Source organism: Azoarcus sp. KH32C (assembly GCF_000349945.1).
Lineage (GTDB): Bacteria > Pseudomonadota > Gammaproteobacteria > Burkholderiales > Rhodocyclaceae > Aromatoleum.
This window is the reverse complement of record NC_020516.1, coordinates 2695774-2718038: the sequence shown is the minus strand read 5'-3', so window position 1 is coordinate 2718038 and position 22265 is coordinate 2695774. Positions and strand designations below refer to the sequence as shown.

Sequence of the window (22265 nt, the reverse complement as noted above, 5' to 3'; positions counted from 1 at the left end):
CGGCCGGGCCCGACCACTCCGCCGCCCTTACGGCGCTTCCAGGTGCGCGAGGATCGCGTTCAGCATCGCTGCGCCCAGCCGCTTGCTGCGCGCGCCATTCCAGCCCACGTTTCCATCCGGCAGGTTCGCGTTGTCCTTGAACGGCATCTCGAGCGTCAGCGACACGCAGCGGAAGTGGTGCGCCACCCACTTGCTCGCCAGCGTCAGCAACTCCTCGCCGAATCGTCCTGGCTTATAGCCGTGCTCGGTCTGGAAGTCCGGACTCGCCGCCTTCAGCGCCGCGACCACTCGCTCCTGCTTCGCCGCGGTCTCACGCGTGAATCCCGGCACTTCCTCGGCCGTCGAAAAGAACACATAGGGGAGCGCCTCGTCCCCGTGGATGTCGAGGAACAGCGAGCAGCCCGTCTTCTGCATCGCGGCACGCACGTGCAGCACTTCCGGACTCGCATTGAGATCCGGCGCAAGCCATTCGCGATTGAGATTACGGCCCGCGGCGTTCGTGCGCAGGTTGCCGTGAATCGCGCCGTCCGGATTCACGTTCGGCACAATGTGCAGCACTGCGCGTTCACGGATGTGACGCGCCACCGGATCCGCCGCATCGAGCAATCGCTCGAGCAGCCCCTCGATGAACCACTCCGCCATCGTCTCGCCCGGATGCTGGCGACCGATGACCCAGATCGGCAGCCGTCCCGGCGAATCCCGGCCCACGACGATGCGATCGATTTCCCGCCCCTCGACCGTCGCGCCGAGGCTGTCGACGCTCGCGAAAGGCGTCACCTCCGCCCAGCCGAGCATGTCCAGGTGCCGCTCGTAGGAATACGGCTCGAAGTAGGCGTAATAGACGCTGTTCCGCTCTGGCGTGTGCTCGACGACTAGTTGCCCGTCCTCGTAGCTCGTCGCATGGACGCGGAACCACGTGCGACGATCGTAGGACGCCACGCAGCGGTAACCCGGCCAGCCGTCCGGGTAGGCAGCCTCCGCGGCGTTCTCGAAAACCATGCGCAAGGCCTGCCCTTCGGCACCCTGCACGCGAAAATGGAACCACTGGCGGAATTCGGCCGCGTTGTCCGCACGCAAACGCAGACGGATATCTTGCGGGTCGTCGAGGCTCAGCACCTCGATCGCGCCGGAATCGAAATTTTGGCTGATTCTCACGAGTAAGCCCTTTCGATCATCCTTACGTCAATCGGCACGGCGCCGGAACACCAGCGTCGCATCGTCCGAGGCTTCCGGCGCGAAGACGTAGCCCTCGCTGTCGAAGCCCTTGAGCCCTTCCGCGTCCTCAAGGCGATGCCGAATCGCGTACCGGCTCATCAGCCCGCGCGCACGCTTCGCATAGAAGCTGATGATCTTGTAGCGCCCGCCCTTCCAGTCCTCGAAGACGGGCGTAAGCACGCGCGCCGACAACTTCTGTACCTTCACCGACTTGAAGTACTCGTCGGACGCGAGATTCACGAGGATGCCCTCCCTTCCGGCTTCACGCTCTGCAGCGATCAACTCGTTCAGCTTCAGCGTCAGCGTGTCGCCCCAGAACGCATACAGGTTTGCCCCGCGTGGATTTGCGAGACGCGAGCCCATTTCGAGCCGGTAGGGCTGGATCAGGTCGAGCGGGCGAAGAACACCATAGAGCCCCGACAGGATCCTCAGGTGCGCCTGCGCCCAATCGAGGTCCGCCTGGGACAGCGTCTTCGCGTCCAGGCCTTCGTACACGTCTCCGTTGAAGGCGAGCGCCGCCTGCTTGGCGTTCGACGGATCGAAAGGCAGCGCCCAACTTTCGTACCGTGCGACATTGAGGGTTGCGAGCTGATCGGAAAGATCCATCAAGGCAGCGATGTCGGCAGGAGACTTCTGTCTCAACACAGCGATCAGCTCCGACGCCTGGGACAGGAAATCACACTGCGTGAAGGTCGAGGTGACGGAAGGCGTTTCGAAATCGAGGGCTTTTGCGGGGGAAATGACGAAGATCATTGGAGTCGTCTTTATTGTCGGTAGCATTACATGGTAGCAAAACACCTCAGCCACGAGACCCATCATGTTTGACACGGCGCGCCCATTTGCGCCACATTTGCCGACCGCACCACCGCAGGAAAGCCGATGTCCAGCCCCAATTTGCTCCAACGCTCGCTTGCCGCAGTCTGGCACCCGTGCACGCAGATGAAGCAACACGAGGCCCTGCCGCTGGTGGCGATCACGCGCGGCGAAGGGCCGTGGCTGTACGATGCGGAGGGGCGCCGCCTGCTCGACGGGATCAGCTCCTGGTGGGTCAATCTCTTTGGCCACTGCAATCCCCGTATCAACGCCGCACTGCGCGACCAACTCGAACGGCTCGAGCACGTGATGCTCGCCGGCTTCACGCACGAGCCGGTCGTCGCACTGTCCGAGCGTCTCGCGGCGCTGACCGGCCACCGCCTCGGACATGCCTTCTATGCCTCGGACGGCGCATCCGCGACCGAAATCGCGCTGAAGATGAGCGTCCACTACTGGCGCAATCTTGGACGCCCCGAGAAATCGCGCTTCGTGAGCCTCGCCGGCAGCTATCACGGCGAGACGGTCGGCGCGCTTGCGGTCACCGATGTCGCGATCTTCCGCGACGCCTACGCGCCCCTCGTCCGCAGTGGCAGCATCGTCCCGACGCCGGATGCCCGACTCGCCGGCCCCGGCGAATCCGCAGCCGACGTCGCCCGTCGCGCCGCGACACAGCTCGAAGCCCACCTCGCACGCCATCACCACGAAACTGCCGCCCTGATCGTCGAACCCCTGGTTCAGGGCGCCTCCGGCATGGTGATGTACGACGAGGAATACCTTCGCCTCGCCCGCAGCTTGTGCGACCGCTACGAAGTGCTGCTGATCGCCGACGAGATCGCCGTCGGCTGCGGCCGCACCGGCAGCTTCTTCGCGTGCGAACAGGCCGGCATCTGGCCGGATTTCATCTGCCTGTCGAAGGGCATCTCGGGCGGCTACCTGCCGCTGTCCCTCGTCCTGACCACGCAGACGATCTACGACGCCTTCTACGACGATGCGACGGTCCGCGGCTTCCTCCACTCGCACTCATACACCGGCAACCCGCTCGCCTGCCGCGCGGCGCTCGCGACCCTAGACATCTTCGAACAGGATGACGTCCTCAACGCCAATCGGCAGCGTTCGGCCGAGCTCGGCAAAACGCTGCAGGCGCGCTTCGGCGAGCATCCGGCAGTCCGGCACCTGCGCCAACGGGGCATGATCGCCGCGTTCGACGTCGACACGCCGAAGCCGGATTTCTCGCGCCGGTTCTTCAGCGCAGCGCTCGACCACGGCGTACTGCTGCGCCCCATCGGCAACACGGTCTACTTCATGCCGCCCTACGTCCTGGACGACGCGCTTATCGCGCATCTTGTCGACGGTGCCGGCGCTGCACTCGACGAGGTCCTCGCGTGAGCACCAGGCTGCTCGACGAACTGAAAACGAACCTGGCGGAGCTCGACGCACGCGCGCTGCGCCGCGTCCGCCGCAGCCTCGAATCGCCCTGCGGCCCCTACGCACGGGTCGACGGCCGCGACATGCTGGCGTTCTGCAGCAACGACTATCTCGGCCTCGCCGCGGATCCCGCGATTGCTCAGGCCTTGCAACGTGGCGTCGAACGCTGGGGCGCCGGCTCCGGCGCCTCCCACTTGGTCAGCGGCCACTACACCATTCACGACGAGCTCGAAGCTCGCCTTGCAGCCTTTGTCGGCTGCGAACGCGCCCTTTATTTTTCCACCGGTTTCATGGCGAACACGGGCGTCGTTCCCGCGCTCGTCGGGCGGGGCGACGCGATATTCGCCGACCGCCTCAATCACGCCTCCCTGGTCGACGGCGCGCTCCTGTCGCGCGCCGACCTGCATCGCTATCCCCACGCCGATCTCGCGGCCCTCGAACGCTCGCTCTCGGGCTCGACGGCCAAGCGCAAACTGATCGTCACCGATTCGGTGTTCAGCATGGATGGCGACGTCGCGCCCCTCGCCGACCTGCTCGAACTCGCGGAACGTCACGACGCTTGGCTGATGGTCGACGACGCTCACGGCTTCGGCGTACTCGGCCCACATGGGCGAGGCGCCCTCGCGGAGGCCGGCCTCGACTCCTGGCGTCTGATCTACATCGGCACGCTCGGGAAGGCCGCGGGGGTGTCAGGCGCCTTTGCGGCAGGCAACTCGGAGGTCGTCGAGTGGCTGATGCAGACCGCCCGCCCCTACATCTTCACCACCGGTGCGCCTCCCGCCCTCGCCGAGGGGCTGATGGCAAGCCTCGACCGCATCGAACGCGGCGACGATCTCCGCACGCAACTCGACACCCTGATCCGCGTCCTGCGCGACGAACTCCGCCTCGAACGCTGGCAGCTGATGAATTCGCGAACACCGATCCAACCGGTCGTGATCGGCGACAACGCCGAGGCCGTTGCCGTTGCCCGGGCTCTTTGGGACGAAGGGATCTGGGTTCCGGCCATTCGACCGCCGACGGTACCGAACGGCACAGCCCGCCTGCGCGTCTCCCTGAGTGCCGCCCACACCGTTGCCGACGTCGAGCGGCTCGCCGCCGCCCTGCGGCGCCTGGAGGCCGCAAGATGAGTTCGGCTCCGCTGGTGCTGCTGCACGGCTGGGGGCTGACGCCAGCCGTGTGGCGAAACTTCTTGCCCGCCCTGCCCTCCGGCCTCGACATCCGCACTCCGGCGCTTCCCGGTCATGGATGCGACGCAGCCCCCGATTCGCTCGACATCGCCGATTGGGCTGACGCGCTCGCACCGACGCTTCCCGACGGCGCAGTCGTCTGCGGCTGGTCCCTCGGCGGCATGATCGCGATGAACCTCGCTCGGCGTCGTCCTGAAAAAGTCTCCCGCCTCATCCTGATCGGGACTTCGCCGCGCTTCATCGCCGACCCGCAGCAGGATTGGCCGCACGGGCTGGCCGCAACCACCGTCAGGGAATTCATCGACAATTTCGAGGCTGCGCCCGAAGCGACGTTGAAGCGTTTCATTGCGCTGCAAACGCTCGGCGACGCGCATCGCCGCCCTGTTGGCAGTGCCCTCACCGAGGCACTGACGGGCATCGAAACAAACAGCCTGCCGCATCTTGCTCGCGGCCTCCGCTTGCTCGCCGCGTCCGATCAACGCGCCATCGCCTCCGGGATTCGCCAGCCCGTCACGCTCATCCACGGCGCGGCCGATGCCTTGATGCCCATCGGCGCGGCTCACTGGCTCGCAAACGCTTTTCCGTCGGCCCGCCTTACGGTACTCGACAGCTGCGGGCACGCGCCCTTCCTTTCCCGGCCCGACGTATGTGCCGAGCAACTCGCCGCTGCCTGCAATGCCTGAAGGTCGCGTCGACAAACACTCCGTACGCTCTGCCTTCAATCGCGCAGCGGCCAGTTACGACCGCGCCGCCGCCGTCCAGCGCGAGATTTGCCACCGTCTTGCCGCGTTCGCTCTGACCGGTCATCAAGGGGCGAAGCGGCAGCGCATCCTCGATGCCGGGTGTGGCACCGGCTATGGCCTGAACATCCTCCGCGATACCTTTCCCGACGCCTCCAGCATTGCTATCGACTTTGCTCCGGCGATGCTTGAGCAGCTCATGCACTCGGCGAACCCGGACGACAAACCGATATTGCCCGTGTGCGGCGACCTCGAAGCCTTGCCGCTCGCTTCCGGCAGCTTCGACCTCGTATGGTCCAGCCTCGCCTTGCAGTGGTGCGACCCCAATCGCAGCCTCGGCGAACTCGCGCGCGTTCTGAAGTTGGGCGGCATGGCCTGCATCGCCACCCTCGGGCCACGTACGCTGTGGGAGCTGCGCGAAGCCTTCGCCGCCATCGACCAGGCCGAACACGTGATCCGCTTCCATGAAGCCGATTTCTGGCTGGCCGCAGCCCGGGATCATGGCCTGCAACCCGTCGCCCACACGCGTGAAGACGCATTCGCCCTCGCCCCCGATCTCCGCCGACTGTTACGCGACATCAAGTCGATCGGCGCCCAGACGGTCGGCGAACATCGTCGCCGGCAGCCCCTCGGACGTGCGGCATGGAACAAGCTCGAGGCCCGCTACGAAGCCCACCGGCGCCCGGATGGCCTGCTGCCCGCCACCTACGACCTGATCCTGCTCACGCTGAAGAAGCCTTAACCATGACGAACCGTCAGGCCTGGTTCCTCACCGGAACCGACACCGAAATCGGCAAGACTTTCATCACCTGCGCGCTGCTCCACGCCGCACGTGCCGCCGGCCGCTCAGCCCTCGGCATGAAGCCCGTCGCGGCGGGTGCCGAAGACGTCGACGGCGTACTAATCAACGAGGATGCCGCACGTCTGCTCGCCGCCGGCAGCTTCGATCCGGGCCTGCAGTGGCTGAATCCTTACTGCCTCACCCAACCCGTCGCCCCGCACATCGCCGCCGCCGCCGAGGGCGTCTCCATCGATCCATCGCACATCCTCAAGGCTTTCCGCCTGCTGCAGACGCAGGCCGATGTTGTTATCGTCGAGGGCGTCGGCGGCTTCCGCGTGCCGCTCGACGACGACTACGACACGGCCGATCTTGCCGTCGATCTTGGCTTGCCGGTGATCCTCGTCGTCGGAATGCGGTTGGGCTGCATCAACCACGCGCTATTGACCGTCGAGGCGATTAAGGCACGCGGGCTGCGCCTCGCAGGCTGGATCGCAAACTGCATCACCCCCGACATGCCACGCCTCGACGAAAACATCGCGGCGCTCCAGCAGCGCATTTCGGCGCCACTACTGGGCGTCGTGCCTTATGTCCCGGGAAACGACCCGTCGCTCGCCGCACAGCGCCTGCAACTGCCAGAGGATTGAAAACAGATCAGCGCCGAGCCGCACGCCGCTGCCGCACCTGCTCGAATAGGCAGATCGCCGCTGCCGCGCCGACATTGAGCGATTCGACCGCTCCCGGCATCGGGATGATCACCATGCCCCGGGCCAAAGCGGCAACCTCCGGCGAAAGGCCTGCGCCTTCCGAACCGAACAACCACGCTACCGGTCCGCGAAGGTCGCAATCGTACAGATCCCGCGCCCCCTTGCCCAAGCCTGTCGCGAGAACCGCGCCCCGGTAGTCCTTCAGCGCAGCAACCGGATCGACGCCCTCATGGATGCGAAGACAGAAGTGGCCGCCCATTCCCGCGCGCAGCACCCGGGGCGACCACGCATGCGCACATCCGGGAGTCATCAATACATCCGGAATCCCCGCTGCGGCGGCCGTTCTCAGGATCGTCCCCAGATTGCCCGCATCCTGAATGGTGTCGAGTAGCAGCAAGGAGGCGTCGAACGCTGCGCCGTGGCCGGCCGCGTCGGGAAGATCGACGACCGCCATCAAGCCGGACGGCGCATCGACCGGACTCACGTGCGCAAACAGCGAATCGGTCAGATGCAGCACGGGCGTTCCCCCACACTGCTCAAGCAGACCGGAAATTTCATCACGCTCGAGGCCCTGATCGCTCACCACCAGCTCTCGCAGCGGGAAGCGCGCGTCCAACGCCGCCTGAACGAGATGCGGGCCGTCGAGAAGCGTTTGGCCGTGGCTTCGGCGATCGCGCGACGAGTGCGCCAAGCCGTGCAGGCGTTTGACTGTCGGATTGTCGCGGGATGTGATGTGCTTCAAGAGACGAGCCTCAGACGCCCAGCCCCAGCGTCGCGATCCCGATCGTGACGATTCCGATGGCAAGGTTGAAACCGACCCGCTGCCGAATACCGTTCATCGCGACGGCCGCGGCGGCCCAATCTTCCCGCGCCACCGCACTACGCAGCTGCGGCCACGGGCGGAACCAGATATACATGAAGACCGCGATCATCACCGTGCCGGTAAGAAGCATCACATGCCAGGCCGTCGGTGCGTGCCCGAAGCCCACACGCACCAGCATCGTCCCGCCGCTGATTCCGATTAGCGCGACGGAGCCCCATACCAGGCGGAAGAAACGCGACAACACGCCCACCCACAGCACCAGGCGCTGCGGCGGCGCGAGCGTCGACGCCGCCGGTCGCAGGCACGCATACGCGAAGAGCATCCCCCCGACCCACGTGACGACCCCGGCCAGATGCAGGAAGAGCAGCAAATGATGAATCGTCATAGCAGCGTCCCGGCGGGCCAAAGTTCCGGATTCGCGACCAGATCGCGTACCGGCGCGAAGCTACGACGGTAGCAGTCTGCCACCCCATGGAGACGCAGTGCGGCAAGATGTTCCGCTGTAGGGTAGCCCTTGTGGCGCGCGAATCCGTACGCCGGATAGATGACATCGAGTTCGACCATCTGCGCGTCCCGCACCGTCTTCGCAAGAATCGAAGCCGCGGCGATGGCGGGCACGGTTGCATCCCCCTTGACCACCGCTTCCGACGGAACATCCAGCACGGGACAGCGATTGCCATCGATTCGTACAAGGTCCGGGCGATGCGACAAGCCGGCCACGGCTCGTTGCATCGCAAGCATCGTCGCGTGCAGGATGTTGAGGCGGTCGATCTCGGCGACCGTCGCTTCCGCGACCGCCCACGCCAACGCCCGCTCACGTATCAACTCGGCCAAACGGTCGCGCGCACGCTCGGTAAGCTTCTTGGAATCGTTCAGACCCTCGATCGGCCGTGCCGGATCGAGAATCACCGCGGCTGCCACGACCGAGCCCGCCAAGGGGCCCCGCCCTGCCTCATCGACGCCGCAGATCAAGCCGGTTGGTGGGACGGCTTCCATTCGGAACTCCGGCTCAGGTAGGGAAGAATCGCCGCAGCCGCCTTCTCGGCAGTGTTCTGGCGCAGCGTCAGGTGCATCGCAGAGAACCGCTCTTCCAGCCTTCGACACCCCTCGGGGTCGACAAGCCACTTCTCGAGCGCATCCGAGAGCGCTTCCGGCGTCGCTGCGTCCTGCAGCAGTTCCGGGACCACGGTCTCGTTACACAGAACGTTAGGCAAGCCCACCCAAGGCAGATAGGCCATGCGTTTCATGAGTCGATACTGCCACTTCCCCATCCGGTAGCAGATCACCATCGGCCGCTTCAGCAATGCCGCCTCAAGGCTCGCCGTCCCGCTCGCGACCAGCACCACGTCCGCGGCCGTCATCGCCTCGACGGCATGACCGAAGAGCATCCGCACCGGCAACTCCTTGCCAGGGAAACCCTTCAAGGCCTCGACGAACAGTTCACGAGTCTCCCGCGTTGCCAGCGGCACGACGAACGACACGTCGGGGTGACGTTCATGCAGGATGCGCGCTGCCTGCAGATACACCGGAGCGAGATTTCGCACTTCCGATTGCCGGCTGCCGGGCAGCAGCGCGACGACACGCGATTCCGGCGGTATCCCCAGCATTTCGCGCGCCGCATCGCGATCCGGGTGCAAGGGGAACACATCCGCGAGCGGATGCCCGACGTAATCCACCGGCACCCCGGCACGTTCATAAAGCGCGGGTTCGAACGGAAACAGGCACAGCATGCGAGACACCGAGCGTGCAATCTTCCGGATACGTCCGCCCCGCCACGCCCAAATTGACGGGCTGACGAAATGGATCGCAGGGATCCCCGCCGACCGCACCTGGCCTTCGAGCCACAGGTTGAAGTCCGGCGCATCGACGCCGATGAACGCATCCGGCCGCTCACGGCGAATCTGCCGCAGCAGGCTGCGACGGATTCCCGACAGCTCGCGATAGCGCTTCAGCGCGTCCACATAGCCGTGAACGGCCAGCCGCTCGCAAGCCCACTCGGCATTGAAGCCCTCCGCCTGCATCTTGGGGCCCCCGATACCGAAGAACTCGATGTCGGGCACCCGTTGCTTCAAGGCGCGAATCAGGTGGCTGGCGAGCAGGTCTCCCGACGCCTCGCCCGCAACCATTGCAATCCGGATCGCCATCGATTCACGCGCGCACGGTCAACGAACGATCCCGCGTCCCGATGCCGAAATGAATTCGTTGAATGGCGTGACTTCCGATTGCTCCGCCGCGATTTCGGTCACTCGTGCACGCGCCTCGTCGAGGCTCAAACCCGACCGGTAAAGTGCCCGGTACGCGCGCTTGACCGCCGCGATCGCTTCCGCCGAGAACCCTCGCCGCCGCATGCCTTCGCTGTTGATGCCATGCGGTTTGGCAGGATTTCCGGCGACCGTCACGAACGGAGGCAGATCCTGCAGCAGCACCGTGCCGACGCCGCAGAAACTGTGCGCGCCAACCCGTACGAACTGGTGCACACCGGTGAATCCGCCCAGGATCGCCCAGTCGCCGACATGAACGTGGCCGGCGAGCGTCGCATTGTTCGCGAAGATCGTGTTGTTACCCACGTGGCAATCGTGCGCAAAATGCACGTACGCCATGATCCAGTTGTCGTTACCGACGCGCGTGACCCCGGCATCCTGGCTGGTGCCGACGTTGAACGAGCAGAACTCGCGGATCGTGTTGCGATCGCCGATCTCGAGCCGCGTCGGCTCGTCGTCGTACTTCTTGTCCTGAGGCGCGGCACCGATCGAGCAAAACTGGAAGATCTCGTTGTCGCGTCCGATCCGGGTGCGCCCTTCGATCACCACGTGCGGCCCGACGCGGGTGTTATCACCGATCTCGACATGTTCGCCGATGACCGTGTACGGACCGACGCTCACGTTGGCTCCCAGCTTGGCGCCGGGATGGACGATGGCGGTCGGATGGATCATGACAGGGTCTTCAGCGCGCACATCAGTTCCGCTTCCGCAGCCACCTCGCCGCCGACGCGCGCAACGCCCTTGTACTTGTAAATGTTGCGCTTGCCGTGCGTGATCTCGACATCGAACATCAACTGATCGCCAGGCACCACCGGCCGCTTGAAGCGCACGTTGTCGATCCCGGCGAAATAGACCACCGAGTTCTCGTCCGGCTTGATGCCCATGGTTTTAAAGGACAATAGCGCTGCAGCCTGTGCCATCGCCTCAACGATCAGCACCCCGGGCATCACCGGATGGTGCGGGAAATGTCCCGGAAAGAACGGCTCGTTCATCGTGACGTTCTTGAGCGCCAAGATGCGCTTGCCTTCCTCCAGTTCAAGCACCCGATCCACCAGAAGGAAGGGATAGCGATGCGGCAGGTACTGGAGAATTTCGTTGATATCCATGGATTACTCTTGCTTTCGTTCTTCGAGACGTTGTTCTAGGGCGCGTATTCTATCGACGAGCGCATCCAGATGGCGAAGATGCGCAAAATTCCGCACCCAGTCCGCATGCCCCTGCAAGGGCAAGTTCGCCGTATAGACGCCCGGGCGGGTGATCGACTTCGTGACGAGCGTACCCGACGACACGACCACGTCGTCAGCGATCCGCAGATGTCCGATGATCCCGGCCTGTCCGCCAATCATGCAACGCGCGCCGATCGTGGTACTTCCGGCAACCCCGACGCAGCCCGCAATCGCGGTATTTTCTCCGATGCGGACGTTGTGGGCGATCTGGATCTGATTGTCCAGCTTCACTCCGTCGGCAATCACGGTGTCGTCCAGCGCACCGCGGTCGATGGTCGTATTGGCGCCGACCTCGACACGGTCTCCGATCACCACCCGTCCCACTTGCGGAATCTTGACCCAGTTGCCGTCGCGCTCGCGGGCGAAGCCGAACCCGTCTGCGCCGATCACCGCGCCCGAGTGGACGATGCAGTCGTCGCCTATCACGCACTCGTGATAGATCGTGACGTTCCCGTACAGCCGCGTGCCGGCTCCGATCTTCGCTCCCCTGCCGACGCTGCAACCCGGGCCGATGACCACGCCCTCGCCGATGCTCACGTCAGGCCCGATCGCCACGCCTGCAGCGACGGAGACGGAAGCGGGAATCGGAGACTCGACCGACGCGCCGCTGTGCACACCCGGCACCGCGACTTCGCCGGGATTGAAGAGCTGCGCGACGCGCGCGAAATAGATGTAGGGATCGGCGGTGACGATCCGAGGACGATCGGTCAGGTCTCGCGCTACTGGCGCAACAATGACCGCCGACGCCCGGCAATCCTTCAGCCGCGACTGGTACTTGGGGTTGGCGAGGAATGCCAAGTCCCCGGCTTCGGCCTGATCGAGCGTTGCGACGCGCCCGACGCGCGTTGCGGGGTCACCCACGACTTCACCACCCAGTCGGGCAACCAGTTCATCCAGCGAAAACAGCACGTCGCAGAAACCTTACTTGGTATCGGCGAGCGCCTTGATGACCTTATCGGTGATGTCGATCCGCGGGCTGGCGTACACCGCCTCCTGGAGGATCACATCGTATTTTTCGGCCTCGGCGATCTGCTTGATCGTGCGGTTCGCACGGTCGAGTACCGAAGCGAGTTCCTCGTTGCGCCGCTGGTTGAGATCTTCGCGGAATTCGCGCTGCTTCCGCTGGAAATCACGATTGAGGTCGTTGAACGAGCGTTCCTTCGTCCGGCGATCCGACTCGGCCATCGTCACCCCATTGCGCTCGAGATCTTCCTGCACCGATTGCAACTCCTTGCCCATGCGCTGCAATTCCTGATCGCGCTTTTCGAACTCCTTTTCGAGGCGTTGCTGCGCACGAACGGCGGGCGCCGCTTCGCGCATCACGCGGTCGGAGTTCACGAACCCGATCTTGGATTCCGCAAAGGCGGCAGGCGCGGCAATGGTCAGCAGAGCAGCTGCGAGAAACGACAGGGTCTTCAATTTCACTTCTTGTATCTCCAACGGAACCGGGCTTGTTTCGTTCAATCAGAATACCGAACCCAGCTGGAACTGGAATTTTTGCAATTTGTCGCCTTCTTCCTTCTTGAGCGGGATACCCAAGCTGAACTTGAGCGGCCCGATCGGCGACCCCCAGGAGAAGGCCAAACCAGTACTGTAGCGCAGGTCGCTGAACTTTAGCTTCTCGGTCTCACCCCAAACCGTACCGGCATCGACGAACGCAGACAGACGGAACGAACGATCCGTGCCCGATCCCGGCAGCGGGAAATAGAATTCCGCGTTGCCAAGGATCCGCCGATTGCCACCCAGCGCGTCATGCGTCACAGAATCCTTCGGGCCGATCGAGCTCTGCTCGAAGCCGCGCACCGAACCGATACCGCCCGCGTAGAAGTTCTTGTAGAACGGCAACACCTTGTCGCCGTATCCCTTTGCCCAACCCACGTCGGCATTTAGCATCAGCGCGTAGTCACGGCCGATCGGGAACCACTGCTGGTGCTGGTAGCTGATCTTGCCGTACTGCACGGCGCCCGGAGGAACGGCGACTTCGGCGTGCACCTTCTGATAGCTGCCGGAACGCGGATAAATCACGCTGTCGCGCTTGTCCCGCGACCAGCCGGCGCTGGCGACCAGGCTCGTGACGTTATCGCAGTTGAAATCGTCCTTGGCGGGATCGCAGAAATTCAGATATTGCTGAGGGCTGTCCGTGAAGGTCGTGATGACCGTGCGGTCTGCCGCGAGACCGAAGTTGATCGAGTCATCCTCACCGATCGGGAAGCCGAAACGCAGACCCGCCCCTGTCGAAACCGTCTTGTAGCGACCGACCGACAGGGAGGTCGACGGGTCATAGGTACGGTGGTACAGGTCCCAACCCAGGCTCACCCCGTCGATCGTGTAGTAGGGATTGGTGAACGACAGCGCATACGTGCGGCTCGACTTGCTGGTGTTGAGCCCAAGCGTCAACGAGTTGCCCGTGCCGAACAGGTTCTGCTGTGAGACCGAAGCGGACAGCACGATCTTTTCGGAACTCGAGAAACCGGCGCCGACCGACAGCGTGCCCGTCGCGCGTTCCTTGACGTTGAAATTGACGTCGACCTGGTCGGTCGTTCCCGGTACCGCAGGCGTTTCGACGTTGACTTCCTCGAAATATCCCAGGCGGTCGATCCGGGTACGCGAGCGGTTGATCTGTTCGGCGTCATACCAGGCGCCTTCCATTTGCCGCATCTCACGGCGGACCACTTCGTCACGCGTCTTCGTGTTTCCGCCGACGTTGATCCGACGCACATACACGCGACGGCCCGGATCAACGAAAATCGTAAAAGCGACTTCGCGCTTGTCCTTGTCCACCTCCGGCGAGGCGTTGACGTTCGCAAAGGCATAGCCTTCATTGCCGAGGCGATCGGCAACCGCCTTCGTGGTCTCGGTGAGCCGCTCGCGCGAGAAGATTTCACCGGGCCGGATCGTGACCAGCTTGCGATACTCCTCTTCGGGAAGCACCAGATCACCGGCAAAGCGCACCGCCGAAACCGTGTAACGCTCACCCTCGGTGATACTGAGGGTGATGTAGATGTCCTTCTTGTCGGGCGTAATCGATACCTGTGTGGAATCGATATTGAAATCCAGGTACCCGCGATTCAGGTAGTACGAGCGCAGATTCTCGAGGTCCGCCGACAGCTTCTGCCTCGAGTACTGGTCGTTCTTCGTGTACCAGGTCAACCAGCCGGGAGTCGTCAACTGGAACAGGTCGAGAAGCTCCTTTTCCTTGAACGTCTTGTTCCCAACGATGCTGATCTGCCGAATCTTGGCGACTTCGCCTTCATCGACCTTGAAATTGATCCCGACACGGTTTCGCTCCAACGGCGTAACGGTCGTTTCAATCACCGCTGCATATTTGCCACGGCTCAGGTACTGGCGCTTGAGTTCCTGTTCCGCGCGATCGAGCAAGGCCCGATCGAAGATGCGCGACTCGGCCAGGCCGACCTCTTTCAGGCCCTTCTTCAGCGCGTCCTTGTCGAATTCCTTCACGCCGACGAAATCGATCTGTGCGATCGCCGGGCGCTCGTCGACGATCACGACGAGAACATCGTTTTCGACCTCGATCCGCACGTCCTTGAAAAACCCGGTGGCGAACAAGCCGCGAATCGCATCCGCTGCCTGGGTTTCCGTGAACGTCTCGCCCACGCGAATCGGAAGATAGTTGAACACGGTGCCGGCCTCGGTGCGCTGAAGGCCTTCGACGCGAATATCCTTGACCTTGAACGGCTCGAACGCGAAAGCCGGGGCGGCGGCAAACAGGGCCATAACAAGCCCGGAGAGGAGCTTCTGTTTCATCAGGGATTTAGCCGGAAATGAGACGATTTATGTCGTTGTAGAAGGCGAACGCCATGAGCATCGCGAGCAAGATCAGGCCGATCTGTTGACCGACCTCCATGATCCGCTCCGGAATTGGGCCGCCCTTGATAATCTCTATCACATAATACAGTAAATGCCCGCCATCCAGCACCGGGATGGGCAGGAGGTTCAGCACGCCGAGGCTGATGCTGATCAGCGCAACAAACTTCAGATAATGGCTCAGGCCGAGCTTGGCGGACTGTCCCGCATAATCGGCGATCGTGACGGGCCCCGAAAGATTTCGCCACGAAACTTCGCCCGTCAGCATGCGGCCGATCATCTTGAGGCTCAAGGTGCTCGTTTCCCACGTCTGTTTCAGCGCCTTGCCGAAGGCTTCTGCCGGACCATAGTGCACGATCACGAAGGCCGAGTCGTCGCCAGCGGGAGGTTCCGCCACCGCAACCCCGATCTTTCCGACACGGCGCCCCTGCTCTTCAGTGATATCGGGAACCAAAGTCACCGAAAAATCTTTCCCTGATCGGGAGATCTCCGCCGGAAGCGACGTGCCGGCATGTTCGCGCACCCGCTCGACCACCTCCACCCATGAGGTGACGGGCTTGCCGTCGAGCATCACGAACCGGTCCCCGGGAAGCAAACCCGCACGCGAGCCAGCAGCTCCGTCGATCACCTTTCCGATGACCGGATCGATCGGCGGTCGCCACAGTTTCAAGCCGAGATTCGCAATGAGATCGCGCTCGCCGTCTTCGATTTGCACCCCCGACAGGTCAATGCGTCGATAGGCTTCGACGTCCTCCAGGGTCCGCACGTGCAGCTTCACCTCCCGCGCGTCGAGTGCATGTCGCAACAGGGCCCAGCGCAACTCGGGCCAGCTACGGACCGGCTCATCATCCACATCGAGCACGAGATCGCCCTCACGCACGCCAGCCTGCGCGGCAATGCTGGACGCTTCTGCCCCGCCGAGCCGCGGTTTGAGTTCCTGAGTTCCGCCGATGAACAATCCCCAGTACAGAACGATCGCGAGCAGGAGGTTGGCCAGCGGTCCAGCTGCAACGATCGCGAAGCGGCGCAGCACGTGCTGGCGATTAAAGGCACGGTGAAGCTCGCCTGGAGCCACCGCCCCCTCCCGCTCGTCGAGCATCTTGACGTAGCCGCCCAGCGGAAATGCCGCAAGCACCCACTCGGTACGGTCTGCGCCGGCCGTCCAGCGGATGAGCGGACGGCCGAAGCCGATCGAAAACCGCAGGACCTTCACACCGCACAATCTGGCGATCAGATAGTGCCCAAGCTCGTGAACGAGGATGAGCAGCCCTAAGGCCAGAAGGAAGGGGATCAGGTAATCAAACAGGTTCATCAGCGAACTTGGCGTGCCGCGAGTTCGGCACGAGCGAGCTGCCTCGCTCGTGCATCGGTTTCGAGAATCGACTCCAGCGAATCGACCGACAATCCTTGCGCGCGTTCCATGGTCGCCGCGATGACATCGGCGATGGCTTGAAACGGCAGCTGTCGCTCAAGAAACGCCGCGACCGCGATCTCGTTTGCGGCATTCAGGACGGCCGGTGCAGCGCCCCCCGCTCGCAAGGCCTGATAGGCGAGGTCGAGACATGGGAAACGACGAACATCGGGACGCTCGAAGGTCAGACGCGCGATCTCGAACAAGTCCAGCGAACGCACTCCTGCTTCGATGCGATCGGGGTAAGCCATGGCATGCGCAATGGGCGTACGCATATCCGGATTTCCCAATTGCGCCAGCACGGAGCCGTCTGCGTACTCCACCATTGAATGGATGACGCTCTGCGGATGCACCACGACGTCGATCCGCTCCGGCGGCACTCCGAACAGCCAATGGGCTTCGATGACCTCGAGCCCCTTGTTCATCATGGTCGCGGAATCGACCGAAATCTTCCGCCCCATCACCCAGTTCGGATGGGCGCAAGCTTCTTCGGGCGTGACATCTCGGAGACTTTCGAGTGAACGCTCACGAAACGGACCGCCCGACGCAGTCAGCAGAATTCGCCGGATCCCGCACTTGTCCGGGTTGCGGACATAGCTTGCAGGCATCGCCTGGAAGACAGCGTTGTGCTCGCTGTCGATGGGAAGCAGTTCGGCGCCGCTTTCCGACACCGCGTCCATGAAGAGCCGCCCGGACAACACGAGCGCCTCCTTGTTCGCAAGGAGAACGCGCTTTCCCGCACGTGCTGCCGCCAGGGCGGACGGCAGTCCGGCCGCCCCGACGATCGCCGCCATTACCGTATCCACGTCCTCGTGCGCGGCCACGTCAGCGAGTGCATCGGAACCAAACAGGACTTCCGCGCGTACGTCGCTGCCGGCCAGCATTTCGCGAAGCTGAGCAGCCCGCATCGCGTCGCCCATCACGGCAAAACGGGGCCGGAACTTGGCACACAGCTCGGCCATTCGTTCGGCTTGGACATGGGCGGTGAGTGCCACCGCCTCAAACCGGTCCGGATGGCGCGCGATGACATCCAGCGTGCTTATCCCGATCGAGCCAGTGGCGCCGAGCACCGCTACGCGTTGAATTCTTGTTTCGGTCATCTGTGACTATGCGAGCCAGAGAGCCGCGAGGCCGACCAGCGGAAGCGTGGAAGTGAGGCTGTCGATCCGGTCGAGAATCCCGCCGTGCCCGGGAAGAATCGTCCCGCTGTCCTTCAAGCCCGCCTGACGCTTGAGCAGCGACTCGAACAGATCTCCCTGGATGCTGACCGCGGTATAGGTAATCAGAAGCGGAAGCAACAACGGCAAGGAGATGGCTCGAATGGCCTCGACCTTGGTGGTCAGCGCAATGATCAGACCGAACACGCATACTCCCGCAACGGCACCGGCAGCCCCTTCCCATGTCTTCCCGGGACTGATGTTCGGCGCCAGCTTGTGCCGCCCCAAGGCACGGCCGGTGAAATAGGCGGCGATGTCGGCGACCGACACTGCCGCAATCGCACCGAGGAGAAGCCACGGGTCCACGAGCCGCAGATGCGCCATCGCCAACGCGGGGGGCAGTAGCACGACCGCACCCACCGAAGCCGCGCCAGGAACGCTGCCGAGATGCCACTTTCGCTTGAGCCAGAACGGCACTGCGCAAAGCCAAAACACTGCGCCCGCAAGATAGAAGCCCGCAACCGGAAGCGGTGCCTCGTGCAGATCATCCGCAAGGCCGCTTGCGCCCCCGACAAGCAGACATGCACCTGCCATCAAGACGGTGAACGTGATCCGCTGAGGACGCGAAAACCGTGCGAGTCCACCCCATTCCCAGCTGGCTCCCGCGCAAATCAATGCGACCAGGATGAGCCAGCCCGCCGGCGGCAGAAAGAAAACGGCGGACAGCAGACCGGCCAGCAGGACAAAAGCGGTGATTACCCGGGTTCTAAGCATGATTCTCCGGTACGCCGTCAGCCGACGAAGCGCTCACGCGCTTTTCCGTTTCCCGCAATTGCTCACTGGTTCTTCCGAAACGGCGCTCGCGCGACTGGTACGACTGGATCGCATGGCCCAACGCCGCATCGTCGAAATCCGGCCACAAGGTGTCCGTGAAATAGAGTTCGGAATAGGCCAGCTGCCAGAGAAGGAAGTTGCTGATGCGCTGCTCTCCACCCGTACGAATGAACAGATCGGGTTCGGGACCATAATTCAACGCGAGCTCCGCGCTCAATTCGTCCTCGGTAAAATCGCCCCTGCGATCGGGGAACTTCGCGAGCAAGCCATTGATCGCCTGCATGATGTCCCAGCGACCGCCGTAATTGGCGGCGACAGTCAGCGTCAGCCTTTCGTTGCCCGCGGTCAGCGCTTCCGCCCTGCGGATCAATTCGACCAAGGCAGGATCGAAGCGGGAAAGGTCGCCAATGACGCGAAAACGGATTCCGTTTTCGTGCAGTCGATCGACCTCCTTCTGCAGCGAACGCATAAATAGCTGCATCAGGAACGACACTTCGTCCGCCGGGCGCCGCCAGTTCTCGGAACTGAATGCGAAGAGGGTCAGATAGGACACTCCGCGTTCGATGCAGCCGCGGATCGTGGTGCGCAGAGCCTCCACGCCCCGACCGTGTCCTGCGACCCGAGGCAGGAAGCGTTTGCGCGCCCAGCGGCCGTTGCCATCCATGATGATGGCGATATGGCGCGGCACTGCCGAAACGATCGGCACGTCACGCGTAGAACTGGTAAAAGGTGACCTCGCCATTCCGCGCTCCCCGCGTGCCGTCCGGTAATGCAAATCGATCCCGACGGGATCTAGATCTGCATCAGTTCCTGCTCTTTCTGGGCGAGCAGCTTGTCGACCTCACCGATGTACTTGTCGGTCAGCTTTTGAATGTCGTCTTGCGCACGGCGCTCATCGTCTTCGGAGATCGCCTTGTCCTTCACGGCATCCTTGAGCTGCTGGTTTGCATCGCGACGCAGGTTCCGTACGGCAACCTTCGCGGTCTCGCCTTCGTGGCGGACAACCTTCGTCAGGTCGCGGCGACGCTCCTCGGTCAGCGCCGGCATCGGCACGCGAAGCATTTCGCCCATGTTCGACGGATTGAGACCCAGATCGCTTTCGCGAATCGCCTTCTCGATCTTCGCCAGCATGGGCTTCTCCCACGCCTGAACGCCGATCGTGCGGGAATCCGCCAGCGTCACGTTCGCCACCTGGTTGATCGGCACCATGCTGCCATAGTATTCGACCATCACATGATCGAGCAGACCGGTGTGGGCTCGTCCGGTACGGACCTTGGCCAAGTCTGCCTTGAGCACATCGATCGACTTCTGCATCTTCTGCTCGGTCGCTTTCTTGAGTTCGGCAATCATCATCGAGTCCTCAGGAATGAACCAGCGTGCCTTCGTCCTGGCCAAGCACGACACGCTTGAGTGCCCCCGACTTGAAGATCGAGAACACGTTGATCGGCAGTTTCTGATCCCGACACAGGGCGAACGCGGTCGTATCCATGACCTCCAGGTTGCGCCCGATTGCCTCGTCGAAACTGATTCGGTGGTACCGCTTTGCGTCCGGGTCCTTCTTTGGGTCGGCCGTATAAACGCCGTCGACCTTGGTTGCCTTCAGGACAATTTGTGCAGCCATTTCCGAACCGCGCAGCGCAGCCGCTGTGTCGGTCGTAAAGAACGGGTTACCGGTACCCGCTGCGAAAATTACAACACGGCCCTCTTCAAGATGTCGTATTGCGCGGCCACGAATATAGGGCTCCACCACCTGATCGATACGCAGAGCGGACTGCACCCGCGCTTCGACTCCGGCACGGCGCAACGCATCGGCGAGCGCCATGGCGTTCATGACGGTCGCCAGCATCCCCATGTAATCGGCAGTTGCACGATCCATGCCGGATGCGGCGCCTTTCATGCCGCGAAAAATGTTGCCGCCCCCGATCACGACCCCCACCTGCACCCCGAGACTCTTAACCTCGGCGATTTCGGCGACGATGCGACCGACGACGTCCTCGTTGATTCCGTACGCGTCGTCACCCATCAGGGCTTCGCCGGACAGCTTCAACATAATGCGCTTATAGGCGGCAACACTCATCGCTTACCTCTTACTTCTTGGCTGCTGCAGCCTGCGCTGCAACTTCCGCGGCGAAGTCGTTCACCTTCTTCTCGATGCCTTCGCCAACGAGGTAGAGGGTGAAGCCGGCGACCGAAGCGTTGCGCGACTTGGCCAGCGCTTCGATGGTGAGCTTGTCGTCCTTGACGAACGGCTGGCTCAGCAGCGTGACTTCCTTCAGGAACTTCTGCACGCTGCCTTCCGCGATCTTCTCGAGCATCGCTTCCGGCTTGCCCGCTTCGCGCGCCTTCTCGATCGCAATCCGGCGCTCGGTGTCGATCAGGTCGGTCGAAACCTCTGCGGCGGTCAGTGCCTTGGGCTTGGCAGCGGCGACGTGCATCGCGATGTCCTTGCCCAGCGCTTCGTCGCCACCGACCAGATCCACCAGCACGCCGATCTTGGCGCCGCCGTGGATGTAGTTGGCCACGGCACCCTTGGCTTCGACGCGCGTGAAACGACGAATGGTGATGTTCTCGCCGATCTTGCCGACCAGCGCCGTACGAACGGCTTCAACCGACTGGCCGTTCAGCTCGAGCGCGGAGACCGCGGCCACGTCGGCCGGGTTCTTGTTCGCGACGAGTTCGGCGACAGAGGCGGCGAACGCGATGAAGTCGTCGTTCTTGGCGACGAAGTCGGTTTCGCAGTTCACTTCCACCATCGCGGCGAGCGTGCGATCCGCGGACAGGTAGGTCGAAACGATGCCTTCAGCGGTCACTCGCGATGCAGCCTTGCTGGCCTTGTTGCCCAGCTTCACGCGGAGGATCTCTTCAGCTTTCGTAAGATCGCCGGCAGCTTCGGTCAGCGCCTTCTTGCATTCCATCATGGGCGCGTCGGTCTTCTCGCGCAGTTCCTTGACCATGCTTGCGGTAATTTCCGCCATGCTAACTCCTGAATTACGAATTCAATACGTTGTCATCGACAACCGGGAAGGCTCAGGCCTGATCGTCAGCGCCTTCTTCTTCAACCTCGACGAACTCGTCGGAGCCGCCAGCAACGATGTCCTGCAGCGCCAGCGCACGGCCTTCCAGCACGGCGTCAGCAACGCCACGAGCGTAGAGACGGATCGCGCGCGACGAATCGTCGTTACCCGGGATGATGTAATCCACGCCTTCGGGCGAGTGGTTGGTATCGACCACGGCGATGACCGGAATACCGAGCTTCTTGGCTTCGGTGACGGCGATCTTGTGATAGCCGACGTCGATCACGAACAGCGCATCGGGCAGGCCGCCCATATCCTTGATGCCGCCGATACTCTTCTGCAGCTTGTCCATTTCGCGCGACGCCATCAGCGCTTCCTTCTTCGAAAGGCGCTCGATCGAACCGTCTTCGACCATGGCTTCCATTTCCTTCAGGCGCTTGATCGACTGCTTGACCGTCTTGAAGTTGGTCAGCATGCCGCCGAGCCAGCGCTCGTCAACGAAGGGGACACCGGCGCGGCGCGCTTCTTCGGCGACGATTTCGCGCGACTGGCGCTTCGTGCCAACCATCAGGACGTTGCCGCGATTGGCGGACAGCTTGCGGATGTAATCCATTGCCTCGTTGTACTTGGCAAGCGTCTTCTCGAGGTTGACGATGTGGATCTTGTTGCGCTGGCCGAAGATGTACGGGGCCATGCGCGGGTTCCAGAAGCGGGTTTGGTGACCAAAGTGGATGCCGGCTTCCAGCATCTGGCGCATCGTAACGGACATGTATTACTCCAAATCAAAGGGTTGAACCTCCGCCCGGCACGACGGCATTAACCGTCACCACCGCCATCAGACATTGAATC

General features: G+C 63.0%; 24 protein-coding genes. 5 read left to right on the top strand and 19 right to left on the bottom strand.

The features are described from left to right. Positions 1-27: 27 nt before the first annotated feature. A complete protein-coding gene (locus tag AZKH_RS11870) occupies positions 28-1155 on the bottom strand; it encodes a M14-type cytosolic carboxypeptidase (RefSeq protein WP_015436012.1) in 1128 nt (375 codons plus the stop codon). A gap of 27 nt (positions 1156-1182) precedes the next feature. Then, complete coding sequence (gene yaaA, locus AZKH_RS11865) at positions 1183-1968, bottom strand: peroxide stress protein YaaA (protein WP_015436011.1); 786 nt, start codon at positions 1966-1968, stop codon at positions 1183-1185. A 126-nt stretch (positions 1969-2094) separates the two neighbouring features. On the opposite strand from yaaA, the gene bioA reads away from it, so the two are divergent. From bioA to bioD, 5 genes are read left to right on the top strand one after another with little or no spacing between them, the layout of a single operon-like run. Beyond that, on the top strand, positions 2095-3414 hold the full coding sequence (gene bioA / locus AZKH_RS11860) for an adenosylmethionine--8-amino-7-oxononanoate transaminase (protein WP_015436010.1): 1320 nt from the start codon (positions 2095-2097) through the stop codon (positions 3412-3414). Then, the gene (gene bioF, locus AZKH_RS11855) at positions 3411-4580 is read left to right on the top strand and encodes an 8-amino-7-oxononanoate synthase (RefSeq protein ID WP_015436009.1); all 1170 of its coding nucleotides are present in this window, start codon (positions 3411-3413) and stop codon (positions 4578-4580) included. The genes bioA and bioF overlap by 4 nt, the downstream gene beginning before the upstream one ends. A 14-nt stretch (positions 4581-4594) precedes the next feature. Further along, on the top strand, positions 4595-5323 hold the full coding sequence (locus AZKH_RS11850; RefSeq protein ID WP_231874402.1) for an alpha/beta fold hydrolase: 729 nt from the start codon (positions 4595-4597) through the stop codon (positions 5321-5323). After that, positions 5316-6122: a malonyl-ACP O-methyltransferase BioC gene (gene bioC, locus AZKH_RS11845; RefSeq protein ID WP_015436007.1), complete on the top strand. Its 807-nt coding sequence runs from the start codon at positions 5316-5318 to the stop codon at positions 6120-6122. The genes AZKH_RS11850 and bioC overlap by 8 nt, the downstream gene beginning before the upstream one ends. Before the next feature lie 2 nt (positions 6123-6124). Beyond that, positions 6125-6805 carry a dethiobiotin synthase gene (bioD, locus tag AZKH_RS11840; protein ID WP_015436006.1) on the top strand — a complete coding sequence of 227 codons (681 nt, stop codon included), beginning with the start codon at positions 6125-6127 and terminating at the stop codon, positions 6803-6805. A gap of 7 nt (positions 6806-6812) precedes the next feature. Here bioD and AZKH_RS11835 read toward each other — a convergent pair whose 3' ends face one another. From AZKH_RS11835 to rpsB, 17 genes are read right to left on the bottom strand one after another with little or no spacing between them, the layout of a single operon-like run. Further along, a complete protein-coding gene (locus AZKH_RS11835; RefSeq protein WP_015436005.1) occupies positions 6813-7607 on the bottom strand; it encodes an RNA methyltransferase in 795 nt (264 codons plus the stop codon). A gap of 10 nt (positions 7608-7617) precedes the next feature. Next, positions 7618-8073, bottom strand: a complete 456-nt coding sequence (locus tag AZKH_RS11830) for a CopD family protein (RefSeq protein ID WP_015436004.1) — start codon at positions 8071-8073, stop codon at positions 7618-7620. Further along, on the bottom strand, positions 8070-8684 hold the full coding sequence (rnhB, locus tag AZKH_RS11825) for a ribonuclease HII (RefSeq protein WP_015436003.1): 615 nt from the start codon (positions 8682-8684) through the stop codon (positions 8070-8072). The genes AZKH_RS11830 and rnhB overlap by 4 nt, the downstream gene beginning before the upstream one ends. Continuing rightward, on the bottom strand, positions 8657-9832 hold the full coding sequence (lpxB, locus tag AZKH_RS11820) for a lipid-A-disaccharide synthase (protein ID WP_015436002.1): 1176 nt from the start codon (positions 9830-9832) through the stop codon (positions 8657-8659). The genes rnhB and lpxB overlap by 28 nt, the downstream gene beginning before the upstream one ends. Before the next feature lie 18 nt (positions 9833-9850). Beyond that, on the bottom strand, positions 9851-10621 hold the full coding sequence (gene lpxA, locus AZKH_RS11815; protein WP_015436001.1) for an acyl-ACP--UDP-N-acetylglucosamine O-acyltransferase: 771 nt from the start codon (positions 10619-10621) through the stop codon (positions 9851-9853). After that, the gene (gene fabZ / locus AZKH_RS11810; RefSeq protein ID WP_015436000.1) at positions 10618-11055 is read right to left on the bottom strand and encodes a 3-hydroxyacyl-ACP dehydratase FabZ; all 438 of its coding nucleotides are present in this window, start codon (positions 11053-11055) and stop codon (positions 10618-10620) included. The genes lpxA and fabZ overlap by 4 nt, the downstream gene beginning before the upstream one ends. 3 nt (positions 11056-11058) lie before the next feature. Continuing rightward, positions 11059-12081 (bottom strand): UDP-3-O-(3-hydroxymyristoyl)glucosamine N-acyltransferase, encoded by a 1023-nt coding sequence (lpxD, locus tag AZKH_RS11805; RefSeq protein WP_041657227.1) that lies wholly within the window; start codon positions 12079-12081, stop codon positions 11059-11061. Between the two features lie 15 nt (positions 12082-12096). Further along, positions 12097-12600 carry an OmpH family outer membrane protein gene (locus AZKH_RS11800; RefSeq protein WP_015435998.1) on the bottom strand — a complete coding sequence of 168 codons (504 nt, stop codon included), beginning with the start codon at positions 12598-12600 and terminating at the stop codon, positions 12097-12099. A gap of 39 nt (positions 12601-12639) precedes the next feature. Continuing rightward, positions 12640-14940, bottom strand: coding sequence for an outer membrane protein assembly factor BamA (gene bamA / locus AZKH_RS11795; RefSeq protein ID WP_015435997.1), 2301 nt, complete (start codon positions 14938-14940; stop codon positions 12640-12642). 7 nt (positions 14941-14947) lie between these two features. Further along, the gene (rseP, locus tag AZKH_RS11790) at positions 14948-16312 is read right to left on the bottom strand and encodes an RIP metalloprotease RseP (RefSeq protein WP_015435996.1); all 1365 of its coding nucleotides are present in this window, start codon (positions 16310-16312) and stop codon (positions 14948-14950) included. Next, positions 16312-17511 (bottom strand): 1-deoxy-D-xylulose-5-phosphate reductoisomerase, encoded by a 1200-nt coding sequence (ispC, locus tag AZKH_RS11785; protein WP_015435995.1) that lies wholly within the window; start codon positions 17509-17511, stop codon positions 16312-16314. Before ispC ends, rseP begins: the two co-directional genes overlap by 1 nt. Before the next feature lie 6 nt (positions 17512-17517). Further along, complete coding sequence (locus AZKH_RS11780; protein WP_015435994.1) at positions 17518-18342, bottom strand: phosphatidate cytidylyltransferase; 825 nt, start codon at positions 18340-18342, stop codon at positions 17518-17520. After that, entirely contained in the window at positions 18335-19144 is an 810-nt protein-coding gene (gene uppS / locus AZKH_RS11775) for a polyprenyl diphosphate synthase (protein ID WP_041656108.1), read from the bottom strand. Before uppS ends, AZKH_RS11780 begins: the two co-directional genes overlap by 8 nt. A gap of 50 nt (positions 19145-19194) precedes the next feature. Continuing rightward, positions 19195-19752, bottom strand: a complete 558-nt coding sequence (gene frr / locus AZKH_RS11770; RefSeq protein WP_083903165.1) for a ribosome recycling factor — start codon at positions 19750-19752, stop codon at positions 19195-19197. 10 nt (positions 19753-19762) lie between these two features. Next, positions 19763-20479, bottom strand: a complete 717-nt coding sequence (gene pyrH / locus AZKH_RS11765; protein WP_015435991.1) for a UMP kinase — start codon at positions 20477-20479, stop codon at positions 19763-19765. Positions 20480-20489: 10 nt separating this feature from the next. Continuing rightward, positions 20490-21377: a translation elongation factor Ts gene (gene tsf / locus AZKH_RS11760; RefSeq protein WP_015435990.1), complete on the bottom strand. Its 888-nt coding sequence runs from the start codon at positions 21375-21377 to the stop codon at positions 20490-20492. Positions 21378-21429: 52 nt separating this feature from the next. Continuing rightward, positions 21430-22185 carry a 30S ribosomal protein S2 gene (gene rpsB / locus AZKH_RS11755; protein WP_015435989.1) on the bottom strand — a complete coding sequence of 252 codons (756 nt, stop codon included), beginning with the start codon at positions 22183-22185 and terminating at the stop codon, positions 21430-21432. Positions 22186-22265: the final 80 nt, after the last annotated feature.

Bases quoted from the DNA above. Each gene is read 5' to 3' on its own strand.
- rseP (WP_015435996.1), bottom strand. From the start codon at position 16,312: ATGAACCTGTTTGATTACCTGATCCCCTTCCTTCTGGCCTTAGGGCTG.
- yaaA (WP_015436011.1), bottom strand. From the start codon at position 1,968: ATGATCTTCGTCATTTCCCCCGCAAAAGCCCTCGATTTCGAAACGCCT.
- bamA (WP_015435997.1), bottom strand. From the start codon at position 14,940: ATGAAACAGAAGCTCCTCTCCGGGCTTGTTATGGCCCTGTTTGCCGCC.
- tsf (WP_015435990.1), bottom strand. From the start codon at position 21,377: ATGGCGGAAATTACCGCAAGCATGGTCAAGGAACTGCGCGAGAAGACC.
- fabZ (WP_015436000.1), bottom strand. From the start codon at position 11,055: ATGGATATCAACGAAATTCTCCAGTACCTGCCGCATCGCTATCCCTTC.
- lpxB (WP_015436002.1), bottom strand. From the start codon at position 9,832: ATGGCGATCCGGATTGCAATGGTTGCGGGCGAGGCGTCGGGAGACCTG.
- bioA (WP_015436010.1), top strand. From the start codon at position 2,095: ATGTCCAGCCCCAATTTGCTCCAACGCTCGCTTGCCGCAGTCTGGCAC.
- pyrH (WP_015435991.1), bottom strand. From the start codon at position 20,479: ATGAGTGTTGCCGCCTATAAGCGCATTATGTTGAAGCTGTCCGGCGAA.
- uppS (WP_041656108.1), bottom strand. From the start codon at position 19,144: ATGGCGAGGTCACCTTTTACCAGTTCTACGCGTGACGTGCCGATCGTT.
- AZKH_RS11830 (WP_015436004.1), bottom strand. From the start codon at position 8,073: ATGACGATTCATCATTTGCTGCTCTTCCTGCATCTGGCCGGGGTCGTC.
- ispC (WP_015435995.1), bottom strand. From the start codon at position 17,511: ATGACCGAAACAAGAATTCAACGCGTAGCGGTGCTCGGCGCCACTGGC.
- AZKH_RS11780 (WP_015435994.1), bottom strand. From the start codon at position 18,342: ATGCTTAGAACCCGGGTAATCACCGCTTTTGTCCTGCTGGCCGGTCTG.
- lpxA (WP_015436001.1), bottom strand. From the start codon at position 10,621: ATGATCCATCCGACCGCCATCGTCCATCCCGGCGCCAAGCTGGGAGCC.
- rnhB (WP_015436003.1), bottom strand. From the start codon at position 8,684: ATGGAAGCCGTCCCACCAACCGGCTTGATCTGCGGCGTCGATGAGGCA.
- bioD (WP_015436006.1), top strand. From the start codon at position 6,125: ATGACGAACCGTCAGGCCTGGTTCCTCACCGGAACCGACACCGAAATC.
- bioC (WP_015436007.1), top strand. From the start codon at position 5,316: ATGCCTGAAGGTCGCGTCGACAAACACTCCGTACGCTCTGCCTTCAAT.
- rpsB (WP_015435989.1), bottom strand. From the start codon at position 22,185: ATGTCCGTTACGATGCGCCAGATGCTGGAAGCCGGCATCCACTTTGGT.
- frr (WP_083903165.1), bottom strand. From the start codon at position 19,752: ATGATTGCCGAACTCAAGAAAGCGACCGAGCAGAAGATGCAGAAGTCG.